At 66.3% G+C, this 20,713-nt stretch carries 12 protein-coding genes; 8 read left to right on the forward strand and 4 right to left on the reverse strand.

All coding sequences use genetic code 11. From position 1 onward, the window contains the following. Nucleotides 1–38 precede the first annotated feature (38 nt). On the forward strand, nt 39–590 hold the full coding sequence (locus tag K5L94_RS14605) for a DUF2939 domain-containing protein (protein ID WP_274510742.1): 552 nt from the start codon (nt 39–41) through the stop codon (nt 588–590). Nucleotides 591–767: 177 nt separating this feature from the next. Here the strand turns inward: K5L94_RS14605 and K5L94_RS14610 are convergent, their stop codons facing one another. The 3 genes from K5L94_RS14610 to K5L94_RS14620 all read right to left on the reverse strand — a co-directional run bounded on the left by K5L94_RS14610 (nt 768) and on the right by K5L94_RS14620 (nt 7,892). After that, nucleotides 768–1,712 carry a 5'-nucleotidase gene (locus tag K5L94_RS14610; protein WP_274510743.1) on the reverse strand — a complete coding sequence of 315 codons (945 nt, stop codon included), beginning with the start codon at nt 1,710–1,712 and terminating at the stop codon, nt 768–770. Between the two features lie 46 nt (nt 1,713–1,758). Next, nucleotides 1,759–2,532, reverse strand: coding sequence for an NAD kinase (locus K5L94_RS14615; RefSeq protein WP_053511333.1), 774 nt, complete (start codon nt 2,530–2,532; stop codon nt 1,759–1,761). A 383-nt stretch (nt 2,533–2,915) separates the two neighbouring features. Beyond that, nucleotides 2,916–7,892 (reverse strand): NAD-glutamate dehydrogenase, encoded by a 4,977-nt coding sequence (locus tag K5L94_RS14620; protein WP_274510744.1) that lies wholly within the window; start codon nt 7,890–7,892, stop codon nt 2,916–2,918. Between the two features lie 250 nt (nt 7,893–8,142). On the opposite strand from K5L94_RS14620, the gene K5L94_RS14625 reads away from it, so the two are divergent. The 3 genes from K5L94_RS14625 to K5L94_RS14635 are packed head-to-tail and all read left to right on the forward strand — an operon-like array spanning nt 8,143 to nt 13,256. Continuing rightward, nucleotides 8,143–8,799: a TetR/AcrR family transcriptional regulator gene (locus K5L94_RS14625; protein WP_008265285.1), complete on the forward strand. Its 657-nt coding sequence runs from the start codon at nt 8,143–8,145 to the stop codon at nt 8,797–8,799. Then, nucleotides 8,799–10,067, forward strand: a complete 1,269-nt coding sequence (locus tag K5L94_RS14630; protein WP_049458761.1) for an efflux RND transporter periplasmic adaptor subunit — start codon at nt 8,799–8,801, stop codon at nt 10,065–10,067. The genes K5L94_RS14625 and K5L94_RS14630 overlap by 1 nt, the downstream gene beginning before the upstream one ends. A gap of 15 nt (nt 10,068–10,082) precedes the next feature. After that, the gene (locus K5L94_RS14635) at nt 10,083–13,256 is read left to right on the forward strand and encodes a multidrug efflux RND transporter permease subunit (protein WP_274510745.1); all 3,174 of its coding nucleotides are present in this window, start codon (nt 10,083–10,085) and stop codon (nt 13,254–13,256) included. Nucleotides 13,257–13,389: 133 nt separating this feature from the next. On the opposite strand, the gene K5L94_RS14640 is transcribed toward K5L94_RS14635, so the two are convergent. Beyond that, a complete protein-coding gene (locus tag K5L94_RS14640) occupies nt 13,390–14,538 on the reverse strand; it encodes an acyl-CoA dehydrogenase family protein (RefSeq protein ID WP_006453028.1) in 1,149 nt (382 codons plus the stop codon). A gap of 153 nt (nt 14,539–14,691) precedes the next feature. Here K5L94_RS14640 and K5L94_RS14645 point away from each other — a divergent pair, with 153 nt between their 5' ends. The 4 genes from K5L94_RS14645 (at nt 14,692) to K5L94_RS14660 (ending at nt 20,683) form a co-directional block, all read left to right on the forward strand. Beyond that, nucleotides 14,692–15,621, forward strand: a complete 930-nt coding sequence (locus K5L94_RS14645) for an ArsR/SmtB family transcription factor (protein ID WP_006453029.1) — start codon at nt 14,692–14,694, stop codon at nt 15,619–15,621. 12 nt (nt 15,622–15,633) lie between these two features. Continuing rightward, a complete protein-coding gene (locus K5L94_RS14650) occupies nt 15,634–16,728 on the forward strand; it encodes a homocysteine S-methyltransferase family protein (protein ID WP_274510746.1) in 1,095 nt (364 codons plus the stop codon). Next, complete coding sequence (gene metH / locus K5L94_RS14655; RefSeq protein ID WP_274510747.1) at nt 16,725–19,409, forward strand: methionine synthase; 2,685 nt, start codon at nt 16,725–16,727, stop codon at nt 19,407–19,409. Before K5L94_RS14650 ends, metH begins: the two co-directional genes overlap by 4 nt. Nucleotides 19,410–19,495: 86 nt before the next feature. Further along, complete coding sequence (locus K5L94_RS14660; protein ID WP_053450238.1) at nt 19,496–20,683, forward strand: MFS transporter; 1,188 nt, start codon at nt 19,496–19,498, stop codon at nt 20,681–20,683. Nucleotides 20,684–20,713: the final 30 nt, after the last annotated feature.

The raw sequence follows: 20,713 nt of genomic DNA on the forward strand, positions 1-20,713 counted from the left end.
TCACCACTGGCCGCCTCACTTGCGGCAGTCTGGGCGGCATGAAGAAGCTCATCGCAGTGCTGGTCCTGGTGGTTCTCGCGCTGTCCGCGTGGTGGTTCGGCGGCCCATACGTGACCGTGCATGGCCTGTCCAGGGCCATCGAGCAGCGCGACACCGCGCGGTTGGAGCGCTACGTCGATTTCCCACGCGTGCGCAGCAGCCTGCGCGCGCAGCTCAACGACTACCTGGTGCGCCAGGCCGGCCCGGATGTGGCGGCCAGCCCGTTCGGCGCCCTGCTCTACGGCCTGGGTGACCAGCTCGGCGGCGCCGCGGTGGACACCATGGTGACCCCGTCCGGGATTGGCGCAATGCTGCAGGGCCACGTGCTGTGGAAGCGCGGCAGCAATGAACTGCAGGGCGGCGATGCCTTCGGTCCGACCGAGCCGGCACGGCCGCTGAAGAATGCCGAGCATCACTTCGAAGCACTGGACCGCTTCGTGGTCGACGTCGACCGCGGCCCTGGCCAACCGCCACTGAAGGTGGTGCTGGAGCCGCAGGGTCTGCGCTGGAAGGTGGTGGACCTGCAGCTGGGGATGTCAGGCAGCCCGTGACGGGTCATGCCCCTTCGATGGCGCTGCTTTGGGTACGTGCCCACCTTGGTGGGCGCATTGGGCCTGGTAGGTGCCAACCTTGGTTGGCGCCGTCCTGGATCCATGCCCACCAAGGTGGGCATCTACCAAAGCGCAGTGCCCCGGTGGTTGCCAACCCTGGTTGGCAACTACCTGACCCTACCCCTCGTTGGCCACACCGTGCGGCACATGGCCGGCAGCCACATGCTCGCGCGCACTGTCGATGTTGTGCTGTGAATCGTCGAAGAAGATATCGGCGCCGAACGCCTGCAGGAACGGGCCCTTGTGGCGGCCACCCAGGAACAGCGCCTCGTCCAGGCGCACGCCCCACTCACGCAGGGTGCGGATCACCCGCTCGTGGGCCGGTGCTGAGCGCGCCGTGACCAGCGCGGTGCGGATCGGCGCACTCTCTCCCGCCGGGAACACCTCCTGCAGCGTATGCAGCGCCGACAGGAAACCGCGAAACGGACCGCCGCTGAGCGGTTCGCGGGCGCGTTCGCGTTCATGCCGGCCAAACGCCTCCACGCCCTGTTCGCGCGAGATGCGCTCACTCTCGTCACCGAAGATCACCGCGTCGCCGTCGAAGGCGATGCGCAGCTGCCCGGCCGGTCGACCGGTGTCGATCTGGTCGGCCGCCGCAGCGGCAGTCTCGCCGGGCGGCTTGGGCAGGATGGTCGCCGCCGCGATGCCATGGCGCAATGCGCTGCGCACCGATTCCGGGTTGGCCGACAGGAACAGGTCGGTGCCGAACGGCTTCACGTAGGGCCAGGTCGGCTCGCCGGCGGTGAACGTCGCGCGGATGATGCCCAGACCGTAATGCTGGATCGAATTGAAGATGCGCAGGCCGGTATCGGCCGAATTGCGCGACAGCAGGATCACCTCGACGCGCGGATTTTCCGGGCTGGCGCCCTGGTTCAGCGCCAGCAGCTTGCGCACCACCGGGAAGGCCACGCCGGGGCCGAGGATGTCGTCCTCATGCAGGCGCTGGAATTCGGCGTAGGCCGCCACGCCATCGCTCTCGAACAGCGCATGGCTTTCCTCGAGGTCGAACAGGGCGCGCGAGGTCACCGCGACGGTCAGCAAACGGGGGGAGTTGTCGCCCATCGGTGGGGTCCTTCAAGCGGTCGGCACGGCCGGCCGCCCATTGTCCTCAAAAAACGAACTGTTCGCTCAGGATCCGGTCTTCCAGGTTGTGCTCCGGGTCGAACAGCAGGGTCACGCGGCGGTCCTTCGACTCACGGATGGTCACTTCGACCACGTCGCGGGTCTCGTGCGAATCGGCGGTCACGCTGACCGGGCGCTTGTAGGGATCGAGCACACGGAAGCGCACTTCGGTATCGGCCTTGAGGATCGCCCCGCGCCAGCGTCGCGGTCGGTACGGAGCCAGCGGCGTCAGCGCGATGGTGTGCGAGCCCAGCGGCAGCACCGGGCCGTGCGCGGAATAGTTGTAGGCGGTGCTGCCGGCCGGGGTGGCCACCAGCACGCCGTCGCCGATCAGCTCGGCCACGCGTTCCTGGCCGTTCAGATCGATGCCGATATGCGCAGCCTGCCGGGTCTGGCGCAGCAGCGACACGTCGTTGTAGGCCAGCGAACCGGTGCTGGTACCCGACTCGGTCAGCGCCACCATTTCCAGCGGGCGCAGGTTGGCCGGCTCGGCGCGGGCAATGCGCGCATGCACGTCATCGTCGCCGCGGTACTGGTTCATCAGGAAGCCGACCGTGCCCAGCTTCATGCCGAACACCGGCTTGCCCAGGTGCCCGTGCCGGTGCAGGGTCTGCAGCATGAAGCCATCACCGCCCAGCGGGCACAGCACGTCGGCCTGCTCGGGCGCGTAGTCGCCATAGCGCGAGACCATCGCCGCGCGGGCCATCTGCGCCGGTTCGGTGGTGCTGGCCAGGAAAGCGATGCGGGGGGAGTCGCTCATCGGTGGATCCGGGGGAGGCATGAGGGAGAGCATAACCGAGCGCCGGGGGTTGGACCCCGCTGGGCGGATGACCGGCCCGTCCGCCGGGACACGCCATAAACCCATCCATGGGGGCTCGGTCGCGCCATCCATGGCGCTCACGGTCCCGGCGGACGGGCCGGTCATCCACCTGACAGGTTGCCGGCCGGCGTCGGGTCAGTGATCGCAGAAAGACAGGCAGAAACAGAACGGCCCCGCTTTCGCGGGGCCGTTCCTCCAACTGCTGCAGATCAGGAGCCCCCCTGAGTCAGGGGGGCGCGCCAACGGCGCGGGGGTCTGGGAGCATGGTTGGCATGGGGCCCACGGTTTGCAGAGCAAACCGTGGGGCGGCAGCGCGAATGCGCTTATGCACCATGCGCGGCCAGCTGGCCCAGGCGCTGCACCGCGACCGAGACGGTCGGGTAGTCCAGGGTCTTCTGCTCGGCCAATTCGGCCAGCATCGCCAGGGTGAAGCGCAGGCTGTTGTCGTCACGGCCCATCCAGGCTGCGACCTTGGCTTCAGCGCTGCTGCCCTTGGTGCCCAGCACCTGGCCGGCCAGGTTGCGGTGATTGGCCGCCAGCTCGTCGCGCAGCACGCCACGTGCCACCGCATGCCAACGGCCGTTGACCTCCAGCGCATCAACCTGCTCGAACAGCCACGGCAGCTGCAGGGCGTCGCCCAGGCGGAAGTGGACCTTGGACACGTCCACCGGCTTCAGCTTGCGGGTACGCGCCAGTTCGATGATGTCGAACGCCGGCTCCAGGAAGTGCAGTTCGGCCAGCTGCTGCGCCAGCGCGGACGGCAGGCCCTTTTCCTTCCACTCGGCCACCAGGGCTTCGTAGGTCGGACGCTGCGAATCCGGCAGCACGCCCGAAGCGACGCGGATGTCGTTGAACGGACCCTGGTAGCGGTTGACCGCTTCGGTGATGCCCGGCATCGCGCCCGGGCGCGACAGCAGCCAGCGCACGAACGAACGCTGCAGCTTCCAGATCACTTCCAGTGCATCGATCTGCACCGACTCCGGCACCTTGCCGTCGAGGGCATCGATCTGCGCCCACAGCGCGCGGGCATCCAGCGTCTCGCGGCTGATGGTGTAGGCCTTGGCGACCTCGGCGATGGAACGGCCGGTGTCTTCCTGCATGCGCATCAGGAAGGTCGCGCCCATGCGGTTGATGGTCTGGTTGGTCACGGCCGTGGCGATGATTTCACGCTTCAGGCGGTGACGCTCCATCGCGTCGGCATACTTCTTCTGCAGCGGGGTCGGGAAGTAGCGCTGCAGTTCCTTGGACAGGTACGGATCTTCCGGGATGTCCGAATCCAGCAGCTGGGCGAATGCCACCAGCTTGGAATAGGACAGCAGCACCGACAGTTCCGGACGGGTCAGGCCCTGGCCGCGTGCCTTGCGCTGCGACAGCTCGGCATCGGACGGCAGGAACTCGATCTGGCGATCGAGCAGGCCCTGCTGTTCAAGGGTGCGGATGAAGTGCTGCTTGGAACCCAGGCGCTTGACCGCCATCCGCTCCATCAGGCTCAGCGCCTGGTTCTGGCGGTAGTTGTCGTTGAGCACCAGCTCGGCGACTTCGTCGGTCATCGAGGCCAGCAGCTTGTTGCGCTGCTCGACGGTCAGCTTCTTGGCCCGCACCACATCGTTGAGCAGGATCTTGATGTTGACTTCGTGGTCGGAGGTGTCGACACCGGCCGAGTTGTCGATGAAGTCGGTGTTGAGCAGCACGCCGGCCTGGGCGGCTTCGATGCGGCCCAGCTGGGTCATGCCCAGATTGCCGCCCTCGCCCACCACCTTGCAGCGCAGCTCGCCACCGTTCACGCGCAGGGCGTTGTTGGCGCGGTCGCCGACATCGCTGTGCTGCTCGCTGGCGGCCTTGACGTAGGTGCCGATGCCGCCGTTCCACAGCAGGTCGACCGGTGCCTTCAGGATCGCGCTCATCAGATCGTTCGGCGACAGCGCCTTGACGCTGTCGTCCAGGCCCAGCGCTTCACGCACCTGCGGGGTGATCTCGATCGACTTCAGGCTGCGCGGATAGATGCCGCCACCCTTGCTGATCAGCTTGGCATCGTAGTCCGCCCAGCTCGAACGCGGCACGGTGAACAGGCGCTCACGCTCGACGAACGTGGTGGCCGCATCCGGGTTCGGGTCCAGGAAGATGTGGCGGTGGTCGAAGGCTGCGACCAGGCGGATGTGGCGCGACAACAGCATGCCGTTGCCGAACACGTCGCCGGACATGTCGCCGACGCCGACCGCGGTGAAGTCCTGGGTCTGGCTGTCACGGCCCAGCGCACGGAAGTGGCGCTTGACCGACTCCCACGCACCGCGAGCGGTGATGCCCATGCCCTTGTGGTCGTAACCCACCGAACCACCGGAGGCGAATGCATCGCCCATCCAGAAGCCGTGCGCGATGGCCAGGCCGTTGGCGATGTCGGAGAAGGTCGCGGTGCCCTTGTCGGCGGCCACCACCAGGTACGGATCGTCCATGTCGTGGCGCACGACATCCACCGGCGGCACGATCTTGTTGTTGACGATGTTGTCGGTGATGTCCAGCAGGCCCTGGATGAACAGCTTGTAGCAGGCCACGCCATTGGCGAAGACCGCGTCGCGATCACCATTGACCGGCGGCATCTTGGCGAAGAAGCCACCCTTCGCGCCGACCGGCACGATGACGGTGTTCTTGACCATCTGCGCCTTGACCAGGCCCAGCACTTCGGTACGGAAGTCTTCGCGACGGTCCGACCAGCGCAGGCCACCACGGGCGACCGCGCCGAAGCGCAGGTGGGTACCCTCCACGCGCGGGCCGTAGACGAAGATTTCGCGGTACGGGCGCGGCTTCGGCAGGTCCGGCACCAGCGCCGAATCGAACTTGAAGCTGATCACGTGGCCGTGCTGGCCGTTGGCATCGGTCTGGTAGTAGCTGGTCCGCAGGGTCGCGTCGATCACGCCCATGAACGAACGCAGGATGCGGTCTTCGTCCAGGCTGGACACACGGTCCATCAGCTTCAGCAGCGCATCGCGCGCGGCCTGCATCTGCGCGTCGCGGTCACCCTTGCGGGCGTCGACCACGGTCTTGAGCACCTTCAGGGTGGCCTCGTCGCCGGCAGCCAGCACATCGAGGTGGGCCTTCAGCTGCGCCTGGCCAGCCGCGATGTCGTCCTTGCTCTCATGGCCGGTGGCCGGATCGAAGCGGGCTTCGAACAGCTCGACCAGCAAGCGGGCCAGCAGCGGGTAGCGGGCAAAGGTGCCTTCCACATACGCCTGCGAGAACGGCACGCCGGTCTGCAGCAGGTACTTGCAGTAGCCACGCAGCATGGCGACCTGGCGCCAGTGCAGGCCGGCAGCCAGCACCAGGCGGTTGAAGCCGTCGTTCTCGGCATCGCCGTGCCAGACGCGGGCGAAGGTCTCGCCGAAGGCTTCATCGACGCTGGCGGCATCGATCGCGCCGGCGGTCGATTCGACCTCGAAGTCCTGCACGTACACCGGGGCGTTGTCGACCGACAGGCGGTACGGACGCTCGGCGATCACGCGCAGGCCCATGTTTTCCATCATCGGCAGCGCGTCCGACAGCGGGATGTCGTCCAGCTGGCGGTACAGCTTCAGGCGCAGGCCATCGCCGCTTTCGCGCGGTACCGCCTGCAGGCTCAGGCGCAGGTCGTCCGGGCCGGTCAGGGCGTCGAGCTGGCTGACATCGTTGGCGGCAACGGCGGTGCTGTTGTCTTCGATGTAGCCGGCCGGCAGCGCCTTGCCGATGCGGGCAGCGATGCGCAGGCCTTCGGTTTCGCCGTGGCGGGTCACCAGCGCTTCGCGCAGGTCGTCCTGCCAGTTGCGCAGCACCTGGGCCAGCTTCTGCTCCAGTTCGGCAGTATCGACGTCGAGCATTTCACCCGGCTTCGGACGCACGATCAGGTGCACCTGGGCCAGCGGCGATTCGCCCAGCACCACCGAACTGTCGACGTACTCGCCGTGCAGCGCGTCCTTCAGCATCGCTTCGATGCGCAGGCGCACGTCGGTGTTGAAGCGCTCGCGCGGCAGGTAGACCAGTGCGGAAATGAAACGGCTGTACTTGTCACGGCGCAGGAACAGGCGGCTGCGCACGCGCTCCTGCAGGCCCAGCACGCCCATCGCAGTGCGGAAAAGTTCGTCCTCGCTGGACTGGAACAGCTCTTCGCGCGGCAGGGTTTCCAGGATGTGGCGCAGCGCCTTGCCACTGTGGCTGGCCGGGGCCAGGCCCGACTGCTTCATCACGTGCTCGTGGCGCTGGCGCACCAGCGGGATCTCCCACGGGCGACGGTTGTAGGCGCTGGAGGTGAACAGGCCGAGGAGGCGCTGCTCGCCGATGATCTTGCCCTTGGCGTCGAATTCCAGCACGCCGATGTAGTCCATGTAACCGGCGCGGTGCACGCGCGAACGGGCATTGGTCTTGGTCAGGATCAGCGCGTCCTTCAGCCCGGAGGTGGCGTTCAGGCCCTGCGCGGCCAGCGTCTTGACCGGACGGGCGGCGGACTTGTCCTTGCCGCGCATCAGGCCCAGGCCGGTGTCGTTCAGCGGTGCCAGCACCTCTTCCTTGCCCTGCTTCTCGACGCGGTATTCGCGGTAGCCGAAGAAGGTGAAGTGGTTGTCGGCGGCCCAGCGCAGGAATTCCTGTGCTTCCTTGCGCGAGGCATCGTCGACCGGCAGCTGGCGCTTGCCCAGGTCGTCGGCCAGCGCCAGCGCCTTGTCCTTCATCGGCTGCCAGTCGCGCACGATCGCTCGCACTTCATCCAGCGCCTTGTTGATGGCCTGCTCGATGGCGGCCATGGCTTCGGCCGGCTGGCGGTCGATCTCCAGCAGCATCACCGATTCGGCATCACCCTCGCCGACCTTGACCAGCTTGCCGGCCTTGTCGCGGGTGAAGCGCAGCACCGGGTGGCCCAGCACGTGGACGCCCACGCCCTGTTCGGCCAGCGACATGGTGACGGTATCGACAAGGAACGGCATGTCGTCGTTGACGATCTGCAGCACCGTGTGCGGCGATTCCCAACCATTGGCCTTCGTGGTCGGATTGAACACGCGGACGTTGGCCTTGCCGGCCTTGCGGGCACGGGCGAATTCCAGCGTCTCAGCCGCGAGAGCGGCCCACTCTTCAGCGCTGTGGTGCGGGAACTCGTCCGACTCCATGCGCTTGTAGAAGTCAGTGGCGAAGGCCACTGCTTCGGCCTGTGCGGCCGCGGGGTAGCGCTTGCGCAAGGCCGTGTACACCGGCTCCAGGGAGAAACCAGCGGTCACTGCGACCTCCGACTCTGCTGGTTTGGTCTTGTTTTTCACGGTCTTGGCTGCGGTTTTTTGCGGTTTCATGGCAGAGCGATGCGCTTGCTCAGTTGGGAAAATGAAATTGTAGCCCTACCGCGCGAAAAGGCCTTGCTGCAGGACGGAATAAGCAGATTCGGGTTTGCTGCGGTTTAGACGCCTATTCAGTTCGTACCGGTATGGTCGTGGCACCCGTTTCAGCACTGCAGACAGGATCGGCAAAGCGTGTTACCGGAAGACACACGCGGCGACGCCGATGCGATTCCACAATCCTGAACTGGACGGTATAGTCCACCGCGTGAATCCGGCCTACCTTCCCGTTGCCCTCGACGCACGCGATGAGCGCGTGTTCGACGCCGTGCGCGAACTGCTGGCGCAGCAGGGCATGCAGATGAGCATGGACGCGGTGGCCCAGCAGGCAGGCTGTTCCAAGCAGACCCTGTATTCGCGCTACGGCAACAAGCAGCAACTGCTGCGCCGGGTGATGCAGCGCCACGTCGGCCACGCCACCGGAGCCATGGTCCGTGCACTCCGCACTGACGACCTGCGTGCCAGCCTGCTCCAGTTCGCCACCGACTTCCTGGAGCATTTCAGCCAACCGCACGTAGGACAGGCCTGTCGGCTGATCGCCGCCGACGCGTCCCAGTTTCCCGAAGAGGCGCGTACGCTGTACCGGCATGGCGCCGGCGCGCTGACGCTTCATCTTGCTGAATGGATTGAAACCGTTTGCATGCAAGGCCAGCTACGGCATGACGACCCGCACTTCATGGCCGAGCTGCTGCTGAGCATGATCGCCGGTCAGGATTTCGACAAACAGCGCTTCCATACCCCCCACCGTGATGACGCGCTGCTGCGTCGGCGCTGGGCAGAGTTCTCCGTCGACAGCTTCCTGCGCGCGTTCGCGCCACAGCCGTCGCCGGCCCCGTCTACAAACCAACCCCGGAGTTCCTCCTGATGACCGCCCCACTCCGCACCCTTGCCTTGACGTGCGCCGTTGCTGTCGCTCTGGCCGCCTGCAAGAAGCCGGAACAGCAGACGCCCCCGCCGCCGGAGGTGGGCGTCATCGACGCCAAGCCGCAGACCCTGCCGCTGCAGCGCGAGCTGGTCGGCCGCCTGTCGCCGTTCCGCAGCGCCGACGTGCGCGCGCGCGTTCCGGGCGTGCTGCTCAAGCGCGTCTACCAGGAAGGCTCCCAGGTCAAGCAGGGCCAGACCCTGTTCCTGATCGACCCGGCGCCGCTGCGTGCCTCGCTGAACGCCTCCGAAGCCCAGCTGGCCTCGGCCCGTGCCACCTATGCCAACGCCAAGGTCGCCGCCGACCGTGCGCGCTCGCTGGCCCCGCAGCAGTTCGTCTCCAAGTCCGACCTGGACAACGCCGAGTCGGCCGAGCGCACCGCCCTGGCCGCGGTCAAGCAGGCCGAGGCCGCGTTGACCTCCTCGCGCATCAACCTGGGCTACACCGAAGTGACCGCACCGATCAGCGGCGTGGCCAACAAGCAGCAGGTCACCGAAGGTGCGCTGGTCGGCCAGGGCGATGTGACCCTGCTGACCACCGTCGACCAGCTCGACCCGCTGTACGTGAACTTCTCGCTGAGCGTCGATGAGCTGACCCAGCTGCGTGCACAGCAGGCCAAGGGCGCACTGGCCCTGTCCGGCGATGGCAAGGCTACCGTCAGCGTCAAGCTGGCCGACGGCACCACCTACAGCGAGCCGGGCACGCTGGACTTCTCCTCGACCACGGTCGATCCGGCCACCGGCGCGGTCTCGCTGCGTGCGCTGCTGCCGAACCCGCAGCAGATCCTGCTGCCGGGCGCCTTCGTCAGCTTCCAGGCCAACCTGGGCGAGCGCAACAACGCCTACCTGGTGCCGCAGCAGGCGCTGCTGCGCGACACCACCGGCGGCTACGTGATGGTGGTCGGCACCGACGGCAAGGTGGTGCGCAAGAACGTCAAGACCGATGGCGCGCAGAACGGCAACTGGCTGGTCAGCGACGGCCTGGCCGCCGGTGACAAGGTGATCGTGGCCGGCGTGCAGAAGGTCAAGGAAGGTGCACCGGCGGTGGCCAAGCCGTGGACCCCGGGGCAGGACGCCAACGGCAAGCCTGCCGCAGGCGGCGCTGCCCCGGCAGGCGCGGCACCGGCCGCCGGCAAGGCACCGGCCGACGCGGCCAAGCCCGAGCAGGCCGATGCGGCCAAGCCGGCCGCCACCGATTCGAACAAGCAGTAACGGGAACCTTCCGTCATGCCTAAATTTTTCATCGAGCATCCAGTCTTCGCCTGGGTGGTTGCGATCCTGATCTCGCTCAGCGGCGTGATCGCGATCCTCAACCTGGGCGTGGAGTCCTATCCCAACATCGCCCCGCCGCAGGTGACCGTCTCGGCCACCTACCCGGGCGCCAGCGCGGACACCACCGAGAAGTCGGTCACCCAGGTGATCGAGCAGCAGCTGACCGGTATCGATCACCTGCTGTACTTCAGCTCTTCCTCGTCCTCCAACGGCCGGGCGCAGATCACCCTGACCTTCGAGACCGGTACCGATCCGGACATCGCCCAGGTGCAGGTGCAGAACAAGGTATCGCTGGCCACGCCACGACTGCCTTCGGAAGTGACCCAGCAGGGCGTGGTGGTGGCCAAGGCCAACGCCGGCTTCCTTATGGTGGTGGCACTGCAGTCCGATACACCGACCATCAACCGTGATGCCCTGAACGACATCGTCGGTTCGCGCGTGCTCGACCAGGTCTCGCGTATCCCCGGCGTCGGCAGCACCCAGCAGTTCGGTTCCGAGTACGCCATGAACATCTGGCTGAACCCGGAAAAGATGCAGGGCTACGGCCTGTCGGCCAGCCAGGTGCTGGCGGCGGTGCGCGCGCAGAACGTGCAGTTCGCCGCCGGTGCGCTGGGTTCGGACCCGTCGCCGGAGGGCCAGCACTTCACCGCCACGGTCTCGGCCGAAGGCCGCTTCAGCTCGCCGCAGGAGTTCGAGAACATCATCCTGCGCGCCAACCCTGACGGCTCGCGCGTGCTGTTGAAGGACATCGCCCGCGTCGCCTTCGGTGCCAACAACTACGGCTTCGATACCCAGTACAACGGCAAGCCGACCGGCGCCTTCGCCATCCAGCTGCTGCCGGGCGCCAACGCCCTGAACGTGGCCGAAGCGGTGCGCGGCAAGATGGACGAGCTGCAGCCCAGCTTCCCGTCCGGCGTGACCTGGTTCTCGCCGTACGACAGCACCACCTTCGTCAAGATCTCGATCCAGGAAGTGGTCAAGACCCTGTTCGAAGCGGTGTTGCTGGTGTTCCTGGTGATGCTGATCTTCCTGCAGAACTTCCGCGCCACCCTGATCCCGACCCTGGTCATCCCGGTGGCCCTGCTCGGCACCTTCCTGGGCATGTGGATGATCGGCTTCACGATCAACCAGCTGACCCTGTTCGCGATGGTGCTGGCGATCGGCATCGTGGTCGACGACGCGATCGTGGTGATCGAGAACGTCGAGCGCATCATGTCCGAGGAAGGCCTGGCGCCGAAGCCGGCCACGCAGAAGGCGATGACCCAGATCACCGGCGCGGTGGTGGCGATCACCGTGGTGCTGGCCGCGGTGTTCATCCCGTCCGCCCTGCAGGGCGGCGCGGCAGGTGAGATCTACAAGCAGTTCGCGCTGACCATCGCCATCTCGATGGCGTTCTCGGCGTTCCTGGCCCTGGGCTTCACCCCGGCGCTGTGCGCGACGTTCCTCAAGCCGACGCACAACGACAACCCGAACATCATCTACCGCACCTTCAACAAGTATTACGACAAGATCAGCCACACCTATGTGGGCCACATCACCTCGGCGGTGCGCCATGCGCCGCGCTGGATGATCCTGTTCGTGGTGCTGACCGCGCTGTGCGGCTTCCTGTTCACCCGCATGCCGGGCAGCTTCCTGCCGGAAGAGGACCAGGGCTACGCACTGGCGATCGTGCAGCTGCCGCCCGGCTCGACCAAGGGCCAGACCAACGAAGTGTTCGCGCAGATGCGTGGCATCCTGGAAAAGCAGGATGGCTATGAAGGCATGCTGCAGGTGGCCGGCTTCAGCTTCGTCGGTTCCGGCGAGAACGTCGGCATGGGCTTCATCCGCCTGAAGCCGTGGGAGGAACGCAAGTTCACCGCGCCAGAGTTCATCCAGAACATGAACGGCGCGTTCTACGGCATCAAGGAAGCGCAGATCTTCGTGGTCAACCTGCCCACCGTGCAGGGCCTCGGCCAGTTCGGTGGCTTCGACATGTGGCTGCAGGATCGCAGTGGTGCCGGCTACGAACAGCTGACCCAGGCGCGCAACATCCTGCTGGGCAAGGCCGCGCAGAAGCCGGAGGCACTGGTCGGCGTGCGCCCGAACGGGCTGGAAAACGCCCCGCAGCTGCAGCTGCACGTGGACCGCGTGCAGGCGCAGTCGATGGGCATGTCGGTGTCGGACGTGTACAGCACCATCCAGCTGATGCTGGCCCCGGTGTACGTCAACGACTTCTTCTACGAAGGCCGCATCAAGCGCGTGACGATGCAGGCCGATGGTCCGTACCGCACGGGCCAGGAGTCGCTGAAGAGCTTCTACAGCCCGTCCAGCCTGACCACCAATGCCGATGGCACCAACGCGATGATCCCGCTCAACACGGTGGTCAAGTCCGAATGGGTGTCGGCATCGCCGTCGCTGAGCCGCTACAACGGCTACTCGGCGATCAACATCGTCGGTTCGCAGGCCCCGGGCACCAGTTCGGGTGAAGCGATGCAGACCATGGAGGCGATCGTCAACGACGACCTGCCGGCCGGCTTCGGCTACGACTGGTCCGGCATGTCCTACCAGGAAATCCTGGCCGGCAACGCCGCCACCCTGCTGCTGGTGCTGTCGATCGTCGTGGTGTTCCTGTGCCTGGCAGCGCTGTACGAAAGCTGGTCGATCCCGGTGGCGGTGCTGCTGGTGGTGCCGCTGGGCGTGCTCGGCGCACTGGGCCTGTCGATGCTGCGTGGCCTGCCCAACGACCTGTTCTTCAAGATCGGCCTGATCACCGTGATCGGCCTGGCGGCCAAGAACGCGATCCTGATCGTGGAGTTCGCGGTGGAGCAGCGTGCGGCGGGCAAGAACCTGCGCGATGCCACCATCGAGGCGGCACGCCTGCGTTTCCGCCCGATCCTGATGACGTCGTTCGCGTTCATCATGGGCGTTATCCCGATGGCGATCTCCACCGGCGCCGGCGCCAACTCCCGCCACGCCATCGGTACCGGCGTGATCGGCGGCATGCTGTTCGCCACCCTGCTCGGCCTGCTGATGATCCCGGTGTTCTTCGTGGTCGTGCGGCGCATGCTGGGCGACAAGCTGGATGAACCCTCCAAGGAGTTCATGGAACGCCAGCGCGACGCCGAAAGTGCCCACCGCCCGGATCGTTGATCCGGCGCTGGGTTGAAACGAAAAGGCCCCGGAGCGATCCGGGGCCTTTTTCATTCGTGCCATGAAGCCGGTAGTCGCCAACCTTGGTTGGCACCGCTGCATCCCAACCAAGGTTGGCATCTACCAGAGCGGATCAGCGCAGCCCGGTCTCGTTGCGGGCGATCACCAGGCGCTGGATTTCCGAGGTGCCTTCATAGATCTCGGTGATCTTGGCATCGCGGAAGTAACGCTCCAGCGGCATTTCCTTCGAATAGCCCATGCCGCCATGGATCTGCACCGCCTGGTGGGTGATCCACATCGCCGCTTCCGACGCGGTCAGCTTCGCCACCGCCGCTTCGGTGCTGAAGCGCTTGCCCTGGCCCTTCACCCATGCCGCGCGCAGCGTCAGCAGCAGGGCTGCATCCAGCTTGCACTTCATGTCGGCGATCTTGGCCTGGGTCATCTGGAAAGTACCGATGGCCGCGCCAAAGGCCTTGCGCTCCTTCACGTATTCCAGGGTCGCTTCATAGGCGGCCCGTGCGATGCCGATGGCCTGCGAGGCAATGCCGATGCGGCCGGCGTCGAGCACGCTCATGGCGATCTTGAAGCCCTCGCCCTCCTGGCCCAGCACATCTTCTGCCGCGGCCACGTAGTCGTTGAACTCGATCTCGCAGGTGGCCGAAGCACGGATGCCCAGCTTCGGTTCGGTCTTGCCACGACCAAAGCCGGCCTTGTCGGTATCGATGATGAAGGCAGTGATGCCACGCGCGCCCTTGTCCGGCTCGCTCATCGCGAACAGCACGATGTACTTGGCCACCGGGCCGGAGGTGATCCAGCTCTTCTTGCCGTTGATGACGAAGCTGCCATCGGCCTGCTTCACCGCGCGGCAACGCATTGCGGTCGCGTCCGAGCCCGACTGCGGCTCGGTCAGCGCGAACGCACCGATGGCCTCGCCCTCGGCGATCGCCCGCACGTAGGTCTGCTTCTGCGCCTCGGTACCGTGGGTAAGGATGCCGTTGCAGAACAGCGAATTGTTCACCGACATGATGGTCGAGTGGGCGGCGTCGGCGGCGGCGACCTCCACCATCGCCAGCACGTACGCAACCGGGTCCATGCCTGCACCGCCGTATTCGGTCGGCACTTCGATGCCCATCAGGCCGTTCTCGCCGAGCAGGCGGATGTTGTCCAGCGGGAACTCGCCGGTACGGTCGTGATGCTCCGCGCTCGGGGCAATCTTCTCCTGCGCGATGCGCCGCGCCACGTCCTGCAGCATCAACTGCTCTTCAGTAAAGCTGAAATCCACAACACCCTCCCAGGTACATGATGAAGTGGGCCACGCAAGGCGTGCCCGGATGGCCTGATTGTACCGGGGCGCGACGGCTTCCGTACGCCAGCGACTTGACCGCGGCAGGCTCACTCAGCGAATATATCTCTATATCGCGATAGGTAGATATTTATGGATCTTGAAGACTGGTCGACCCGCCTGAAGGTGTTCGCTGATGCGACCCGCGTGCGCCTGCTGGCGCTGCTGGAGCAGGAAGAGCTGACCGTGGCCGAGCTGTCGGCGATCACCCGCCTGGCGCAGCCGCGCGTGTCCACGCACCTGGCACGCCTGAAGGAAGCCGGCCTGGTCCGCGACCGCCGCGCGGGCGTGTCGGCCTACTACCGCTTCGACGAGGCCCAGCTGGACCCGGCGCAGCGCGCATTGTGGCACGCCTTGAGCAACGGAAGCGATGACCCGCTGCTGCGCCAGGATGCCGAACGGGTGGCTGCGGTGCTGGCCCACCGCGCCGCCGACCAGAACTGGGCCGACAGCGTGGCCGGGGACATGGAACGCCACTACTCCCCGGGACGCACCTGGGAGGCACTGGCCCGGACCGCGCTGCCGCTGCTGGAGACCGGCGACGTACTGGATATCGCGTCCGGTGACGGCGTACTGGCCGAACTCGTCGCCCCCCACGCCAAGCGCTACATCTGCATCGACACCAGCGCACGCGTGGTCGCCGCGGCCAGCGAACGGCTGCGGCGTCTGCCCAACGTGGAAGTGCGCGAGGGTGACATGCATGCCCTGCCGTTCAAGGACGGCAGCTTCGACCTGGTGGTGCTGATGCATGCACTGACCTACGCCAGCAAACCGGCGCAGGCGGTGACCGAAGCCGCACGCGTGCTGCGCTCCGGCGGCCGCCTGCTGCTGTGCAGCCTGGCCCGCCACGAGCACAAGGCGGCGGTGGAGGCCTACGGCCACGTCAACCTCGGCTTCAGCGACAAGGAGCTGCGCAAATTCGTCGACAAGGCCGGCCTGCAGGTGTCCAGCCTGGAAACAGTCACCCGCGAGAAGCGTCCGCCACACTTCGAAGTGATTTCGCTGATCGCCAACAAGCCCTGAGCTGGAGACCGCATGTCCGCCCTGCCCTGGTTGCATCCTGATCGTGCCAATGCCCTGCTCGACGCCCTGCGCGAGCGGATCCTGATCATCGACGGCGCGATGGGCACGATGATCCAGCGCCACGGGCTGCAGGAGGACGATTACCGTGGCGAGCGTTTCGCGGGTGGCTACGACCATGCCCATGGCCCCGGATGCGACCACGGCGCGCCGGAAGGCCATGACCTGAAGGGCAACAACGACCTGCTGCTGTTGACCCGGCCGCAGGTCATCGCCGACATCCACACGGCCTACCTCGAAGCCGGTGCGGACCTGGTCGAGACCAATACGTTCAACGCAACCTCGGTCAGCCAGGCCGACTATCACCTGCAACACCTGGTGTACGAGCTGAACAAAGCGGGGGCCGCAGTGGCACGCGCGTGCTGCGATGCGGTCGAAGCCACCACGCCGGACAAGCCACGCTTCGTCATCGGGGTGATCGGCCCGACCAGCCGCACCGCTTCCATCAGCCCCGACGTCAACGACCCGGGCTTCCGCAACACCAGCTTCGACGAACTGCGCGACACCTACCGCGAAGCGATCGAGGGCCTGATCGACGGTGGCGCCGACACGCTGATGGTCGAAACCATCTTCGACACGCTCAATGCCAAGGCCGCGCTGTACGCGCTGGAGGAGGCCTTTGACGCACGTGGCGCACGGCTGCCGGTGATGATCTCCGGCACCATCACCGATGCCTCGGGACGCACGCTGTCCGGGCAGACCGCCGAGGCCTTCCATGCGTCGCTGGCGCATGCGCGGCCGCTGTCGATCGGGTTGAACTGCGCATTGGGCGCCGCTGCGATGCGACCGCACGTGGAAACCCTTTCGCAGGTTGCCGAGTGCCATGTCAGCGCCCACCCCAATGCCGGCCTGCCCAATGCCTTCGGCGAGTACGACGAAACGCCCGAAGAGATGGCGGCTACCCTGCGGGGCTTCGCCGAGGATGGCCTGTTGAACCTGGTAGGTGGCTGCTGCGGCTCGACCCCCGACCACATCCGCGCCATTGCCGAAGCGGTCGCCGGCCTGCCGCCGCGCGCCCTGCCCGGCAACCAGGAGCAGCAGGCCGCATGAGCACCCCGTCGTATACCCGCCTGTCCGGCCTGGAACCGCTGGTCATCACCCCGGACCTGCTGTTCGTCAACGTCGGTGAGCGCACCAACGTCACCGGCAGCGCCCAGTTCCGCAAGCTGATCAAGGAAGGCCGCTACGAGGAAGCCGTCGATGTGGCCCGCCAGCAGGTGGCCAGCGGCGCGCAGATCCTCGACGTCAACATGGACGAGGGCCTGATCGATTCGGAAGCGGCGATGACCCGCTACCTCAACCTGATCATGTCCGAGCCGGACATCGCGCGTATTCCGGTGATGGTCGACTCGTCCAAGTGGAGCGTGATCGAGGCCGGGCTGAAGTGCCTGCAGGGCAAGAGCGTGGTCAACTCGATCTCGCTGAAGGAAGGCGAGGCCCTGTTCCGCGAGCACGCACGCAAGGTGCTGCGCTACGGCGCCGCCGCAGTGGTGATGGCCTTCGACGAAAGCGGCCAGGCCGATACCTGCGCGCGCAAGGTCGAGATCTGCACCCGGGCCTACCGCATCCTGGTCGACGAGATCGGCTTCCCGCCGCAGGACATCATCTTCGACCCGAACATCTTCGCCGTCGCCACCGGCATCGAAGAGCACGACAACTACGCGGTGGACTTCATCGAGGCCACCCGCATCATCAAGCAGACGCTGCCGCACTGCCATGTCTCCGGCGGCGTCTCCAACGTGTCCTTCTCGTTCCGCGGCAACGAAACGGTGCGCCAGGCCATCCACTCGGTGTTCCTGTACCACGCGATTGCCGCCGGCATGGACATGGGCATCGTCAACGCCGGTGCCATGCCGATCTACGACGAGCTGGAGCCGGACCTGCGCGAGCGCGTGGAGGATGTGATCCTCAACCGCCGCAGCGATGCCACCGAGCGCCTGCTGGAGATCGCCGAACGCTACAAGGGCAGGAAGGGCGCAGCGAAGACCGAAGACCTGGCCTGGCGCGACAAGCCGGTGGCGCAGCGACTGGCGCATGCGCTGGTGCACGGCCTGGATGCGTACGTCGAAGAAGACACCGAGCTGGCCCGCCAGGCCTCCAGCCGCCCGCTGGACGTGATCGAAGGGCCGCTGATGGATGGCATGAACATCGTCGGTGACCTGTTCGGCGCCGGCAAGATGTTCCTGCCGCAGGTGGTGAAATCCGCACGCGTGATGAAGAAGGCGGTGGCTTACCTGCTGCCTTACATCGAGGCCGAGAAGGCACGCAGCGGCGATTCGGCCAAGAGCAATGGCCGCATCATCATGGCCACGGTGAAAGGCGATGTGCACGACATCGGCAAGAACATCGTCGGCGTGGTCCTGGCCTGCAACAATTTCGAGGTGATCGATCTGGGCGTCATGGTACCGGCGCAGAAGATCCTCGATGCCGCACGCGAGCATCATGCCGACATCATCGGCCTGTCCGGGCTGATCACCCCATCGCTGGAAGAAATGAGCCACGTCGCACGCGAGATGCAGCGCCAGGGCTTCGACCTTCCGTTGCTGATCGGCGGCGCGACCACCTCCCGCGCGCACACCGCGCTGAAGATCGACCCGCACTACCAGGCCCCCACGATCTGGGTGAAGGACGCCTCGCGCGCGGTGGGCGTGGCCCAGTCGTTGATCTCGCGCGACCTGCGCGAGGCGTTCGTCGCAGCCAACGAGGCCGACTACGCCGAGATCCGCGCGCGCCATCGCAACCGCGGCGACGCCAAGCGCCTGGTCACGCTGGAGCACGCGCGCGGGCAGAAGTTCCAGGGCGGCTGGGACACCTATACGCCGCCTGTGCCCAACCAGCCCGGGCTGCATGTGTTCGACGACTATCCGCTCGCGGAGCTGGTCGACTACATCGACTGGACCCCGTTCTTCCAGGCGTGGGAACTGGCCGGCAAGTTCCCGGCGATCCTCACCGACGAGATCGTGGGCACCCAGGCCAGCGAGCTGTATCAGGATGCGCGGGCGATGCTCGATCGCATCGTCGGTGAAAAGTGGCTGACCGCCAAGGCGGTGTTCGGGCTGTGGCCGGCCAACAGCATCGGCGACGACGTACGCGTACAGCACCCGCAGGGCGAAACCACCCTGCACTTCCTGCGCCAGCAGGTGGACAAGCCGGCCGAGCGCCCGGATTTCTGCCTGGCCGATTTCATCGCGCCCGCCGACAGTGGCAAGCAGGACTGGATCGGCGCGTTCGCGGTCACCGCCGGTATCGGCATCGACGCGCACGTCGCGCGCTTCGAGGCCGAGCATGACGACTACAACGCGATCCTTCTGAAGGCGCTCGCCGACCGCTTCGCCGAGGCCCTGGCCGAGCGCCTGCATCAGCGCGTGCGTACCGAGTTTTGGGGCCATGAGCGCGCCGAGACGCTGGACAACGAAGCCCTGATCGACGAGCAGTACCGCGGCATCCGTCCGGCGCCCGGCTATCCGGCCTGCCCGGAGCACAGCGAAAAACGCCGCCTGTTCGACCTGCTGCAGGCCGAAGCGAACGCCGGCATGGAACTGACCGAGAGCTTCGCGATGCTGCCTACGGCGGCCGTTTCGGGCTACTACTTCAGCCATCCGCAGAGCCAGTACTTCGTGGTCGGACGGCTCAGCCGCGAACAGGTCGGCGACTACGCCCGGCGCAAGGGCGTGGACCGCGCCCAGGCCGAACGCTGGCTGGCCTCCAACCTCGACTACGATCCCGAATGACACACAAAGGGGACGGAGGGGATTAAGTCGTTTGTGGCACAAACGACTTAATCCCCTCCGTCCCCTTTTTGCTTCATCATTCCGCGATGACCGTTCCCGTTGCCCGCCTCTCCAGCTTCTACCTGTTCTACTACGCGGCGCTCGGCGCGTTCACTCCGTACTGGAGCCTGTTCCTGACCGCGCGCGGCATGAGCGTGACCGCGATCAGCGTGATGATGGGGCTGTGGTACGCCACCCGCGTGGTCGCGCCCAGCACCTGGACCTCGCTGGCAGCGGCTTCGCCACGACCGATCCGCCTGCTGCGCATCGGCTGCGTACTGACCCTGCTCAGCTTTGCCGCCTTCCTGCTGCCCTTGCCGCAGCCATGGATGTACCCGGCGATGGTGGTGTTCTGCTTCTTCTACAACGCGGTGATGCCGCAGTTCGAATCGATCACCCTCACCCACCTCGGCAGCGACAGCCATCGCTACGGGCTGATCCGGGTCTGGGGATCGCTCGGTTTCATCGCCATCGTCACCCTGTTCGGCTGGCTGATCGAAGGTGACGGCTCGGCCAGCCGTGCCGGGCTGCTGCCCTGGATGATGCTGCCGCTGTTCGTCCTGCTGGTGGCGTCGGCCTTCAGCAACCAGTATGCGCGCGGCATCGGCAAGGCCGCGGGCGACGCCAGCGGCTTCTGGCAGATCGTACGGCGCCCGCCGGTGCTGGCGTTCTTCCTGGCCGCGTTCATGGAGCAGCTGTCGTTCGGGCCGTACTACACGTTCTTCTCGGTCTACATGGACCATCATGGCTATCGCACCTCCACGCTCGGCCTGCTGTGGACCGTCGGCGTGGTGTTCGAAGTCGGCGTGTTCTTCACCATCGGCCGCTTCTTCCGCCGCTATGACGCCAGCTGGATGCTGCTGATCGCCCTGGTCAGTTCCTGCCTGCGCTGGGCCGTCACCGCGCTGTTCCCGGAAAACCTGCCGGTGATGCTGGTCGCCCAAAGCGCACACGCGCTGGGCTTTGCTGCCTTCTTCGCGGCCGCGATGCAGATGCTGGCAACCTACTTCCCCGGCCGCCTCAATGGCCATGGCCAGGGCCTGCTGTACGGCTTCTCGTCCGGTGTCGGCGGCGTGCTGGGCGCACTCATCGCCGGCCAGCTGTGGAAAATCGATGATGGCCGCACCGCATTCCTGGCCGGCAGTGGCTTCGCTCTGGTCGGTGCGCTGCTGTGCTTCTTCGCGCTGAGCCTGCCGCTGATCCGCGCGCGCCGCAGCGCCGTGCACGCCCCGTAACGAAAACGCCGGGCAATGCCCGGCGTTTTC

The sequence above is a fragment of the Stenotrophomonas forensis genome, assembly GCF_028752115.1.
Taxonomy (GTDB): Bacteria; Pseudomonadota; Gammaproteobacteria; order Xanthomonadales; family Xanthomonadaceae; genus Stenotrophomonas; species Stenotrophomonas forensis.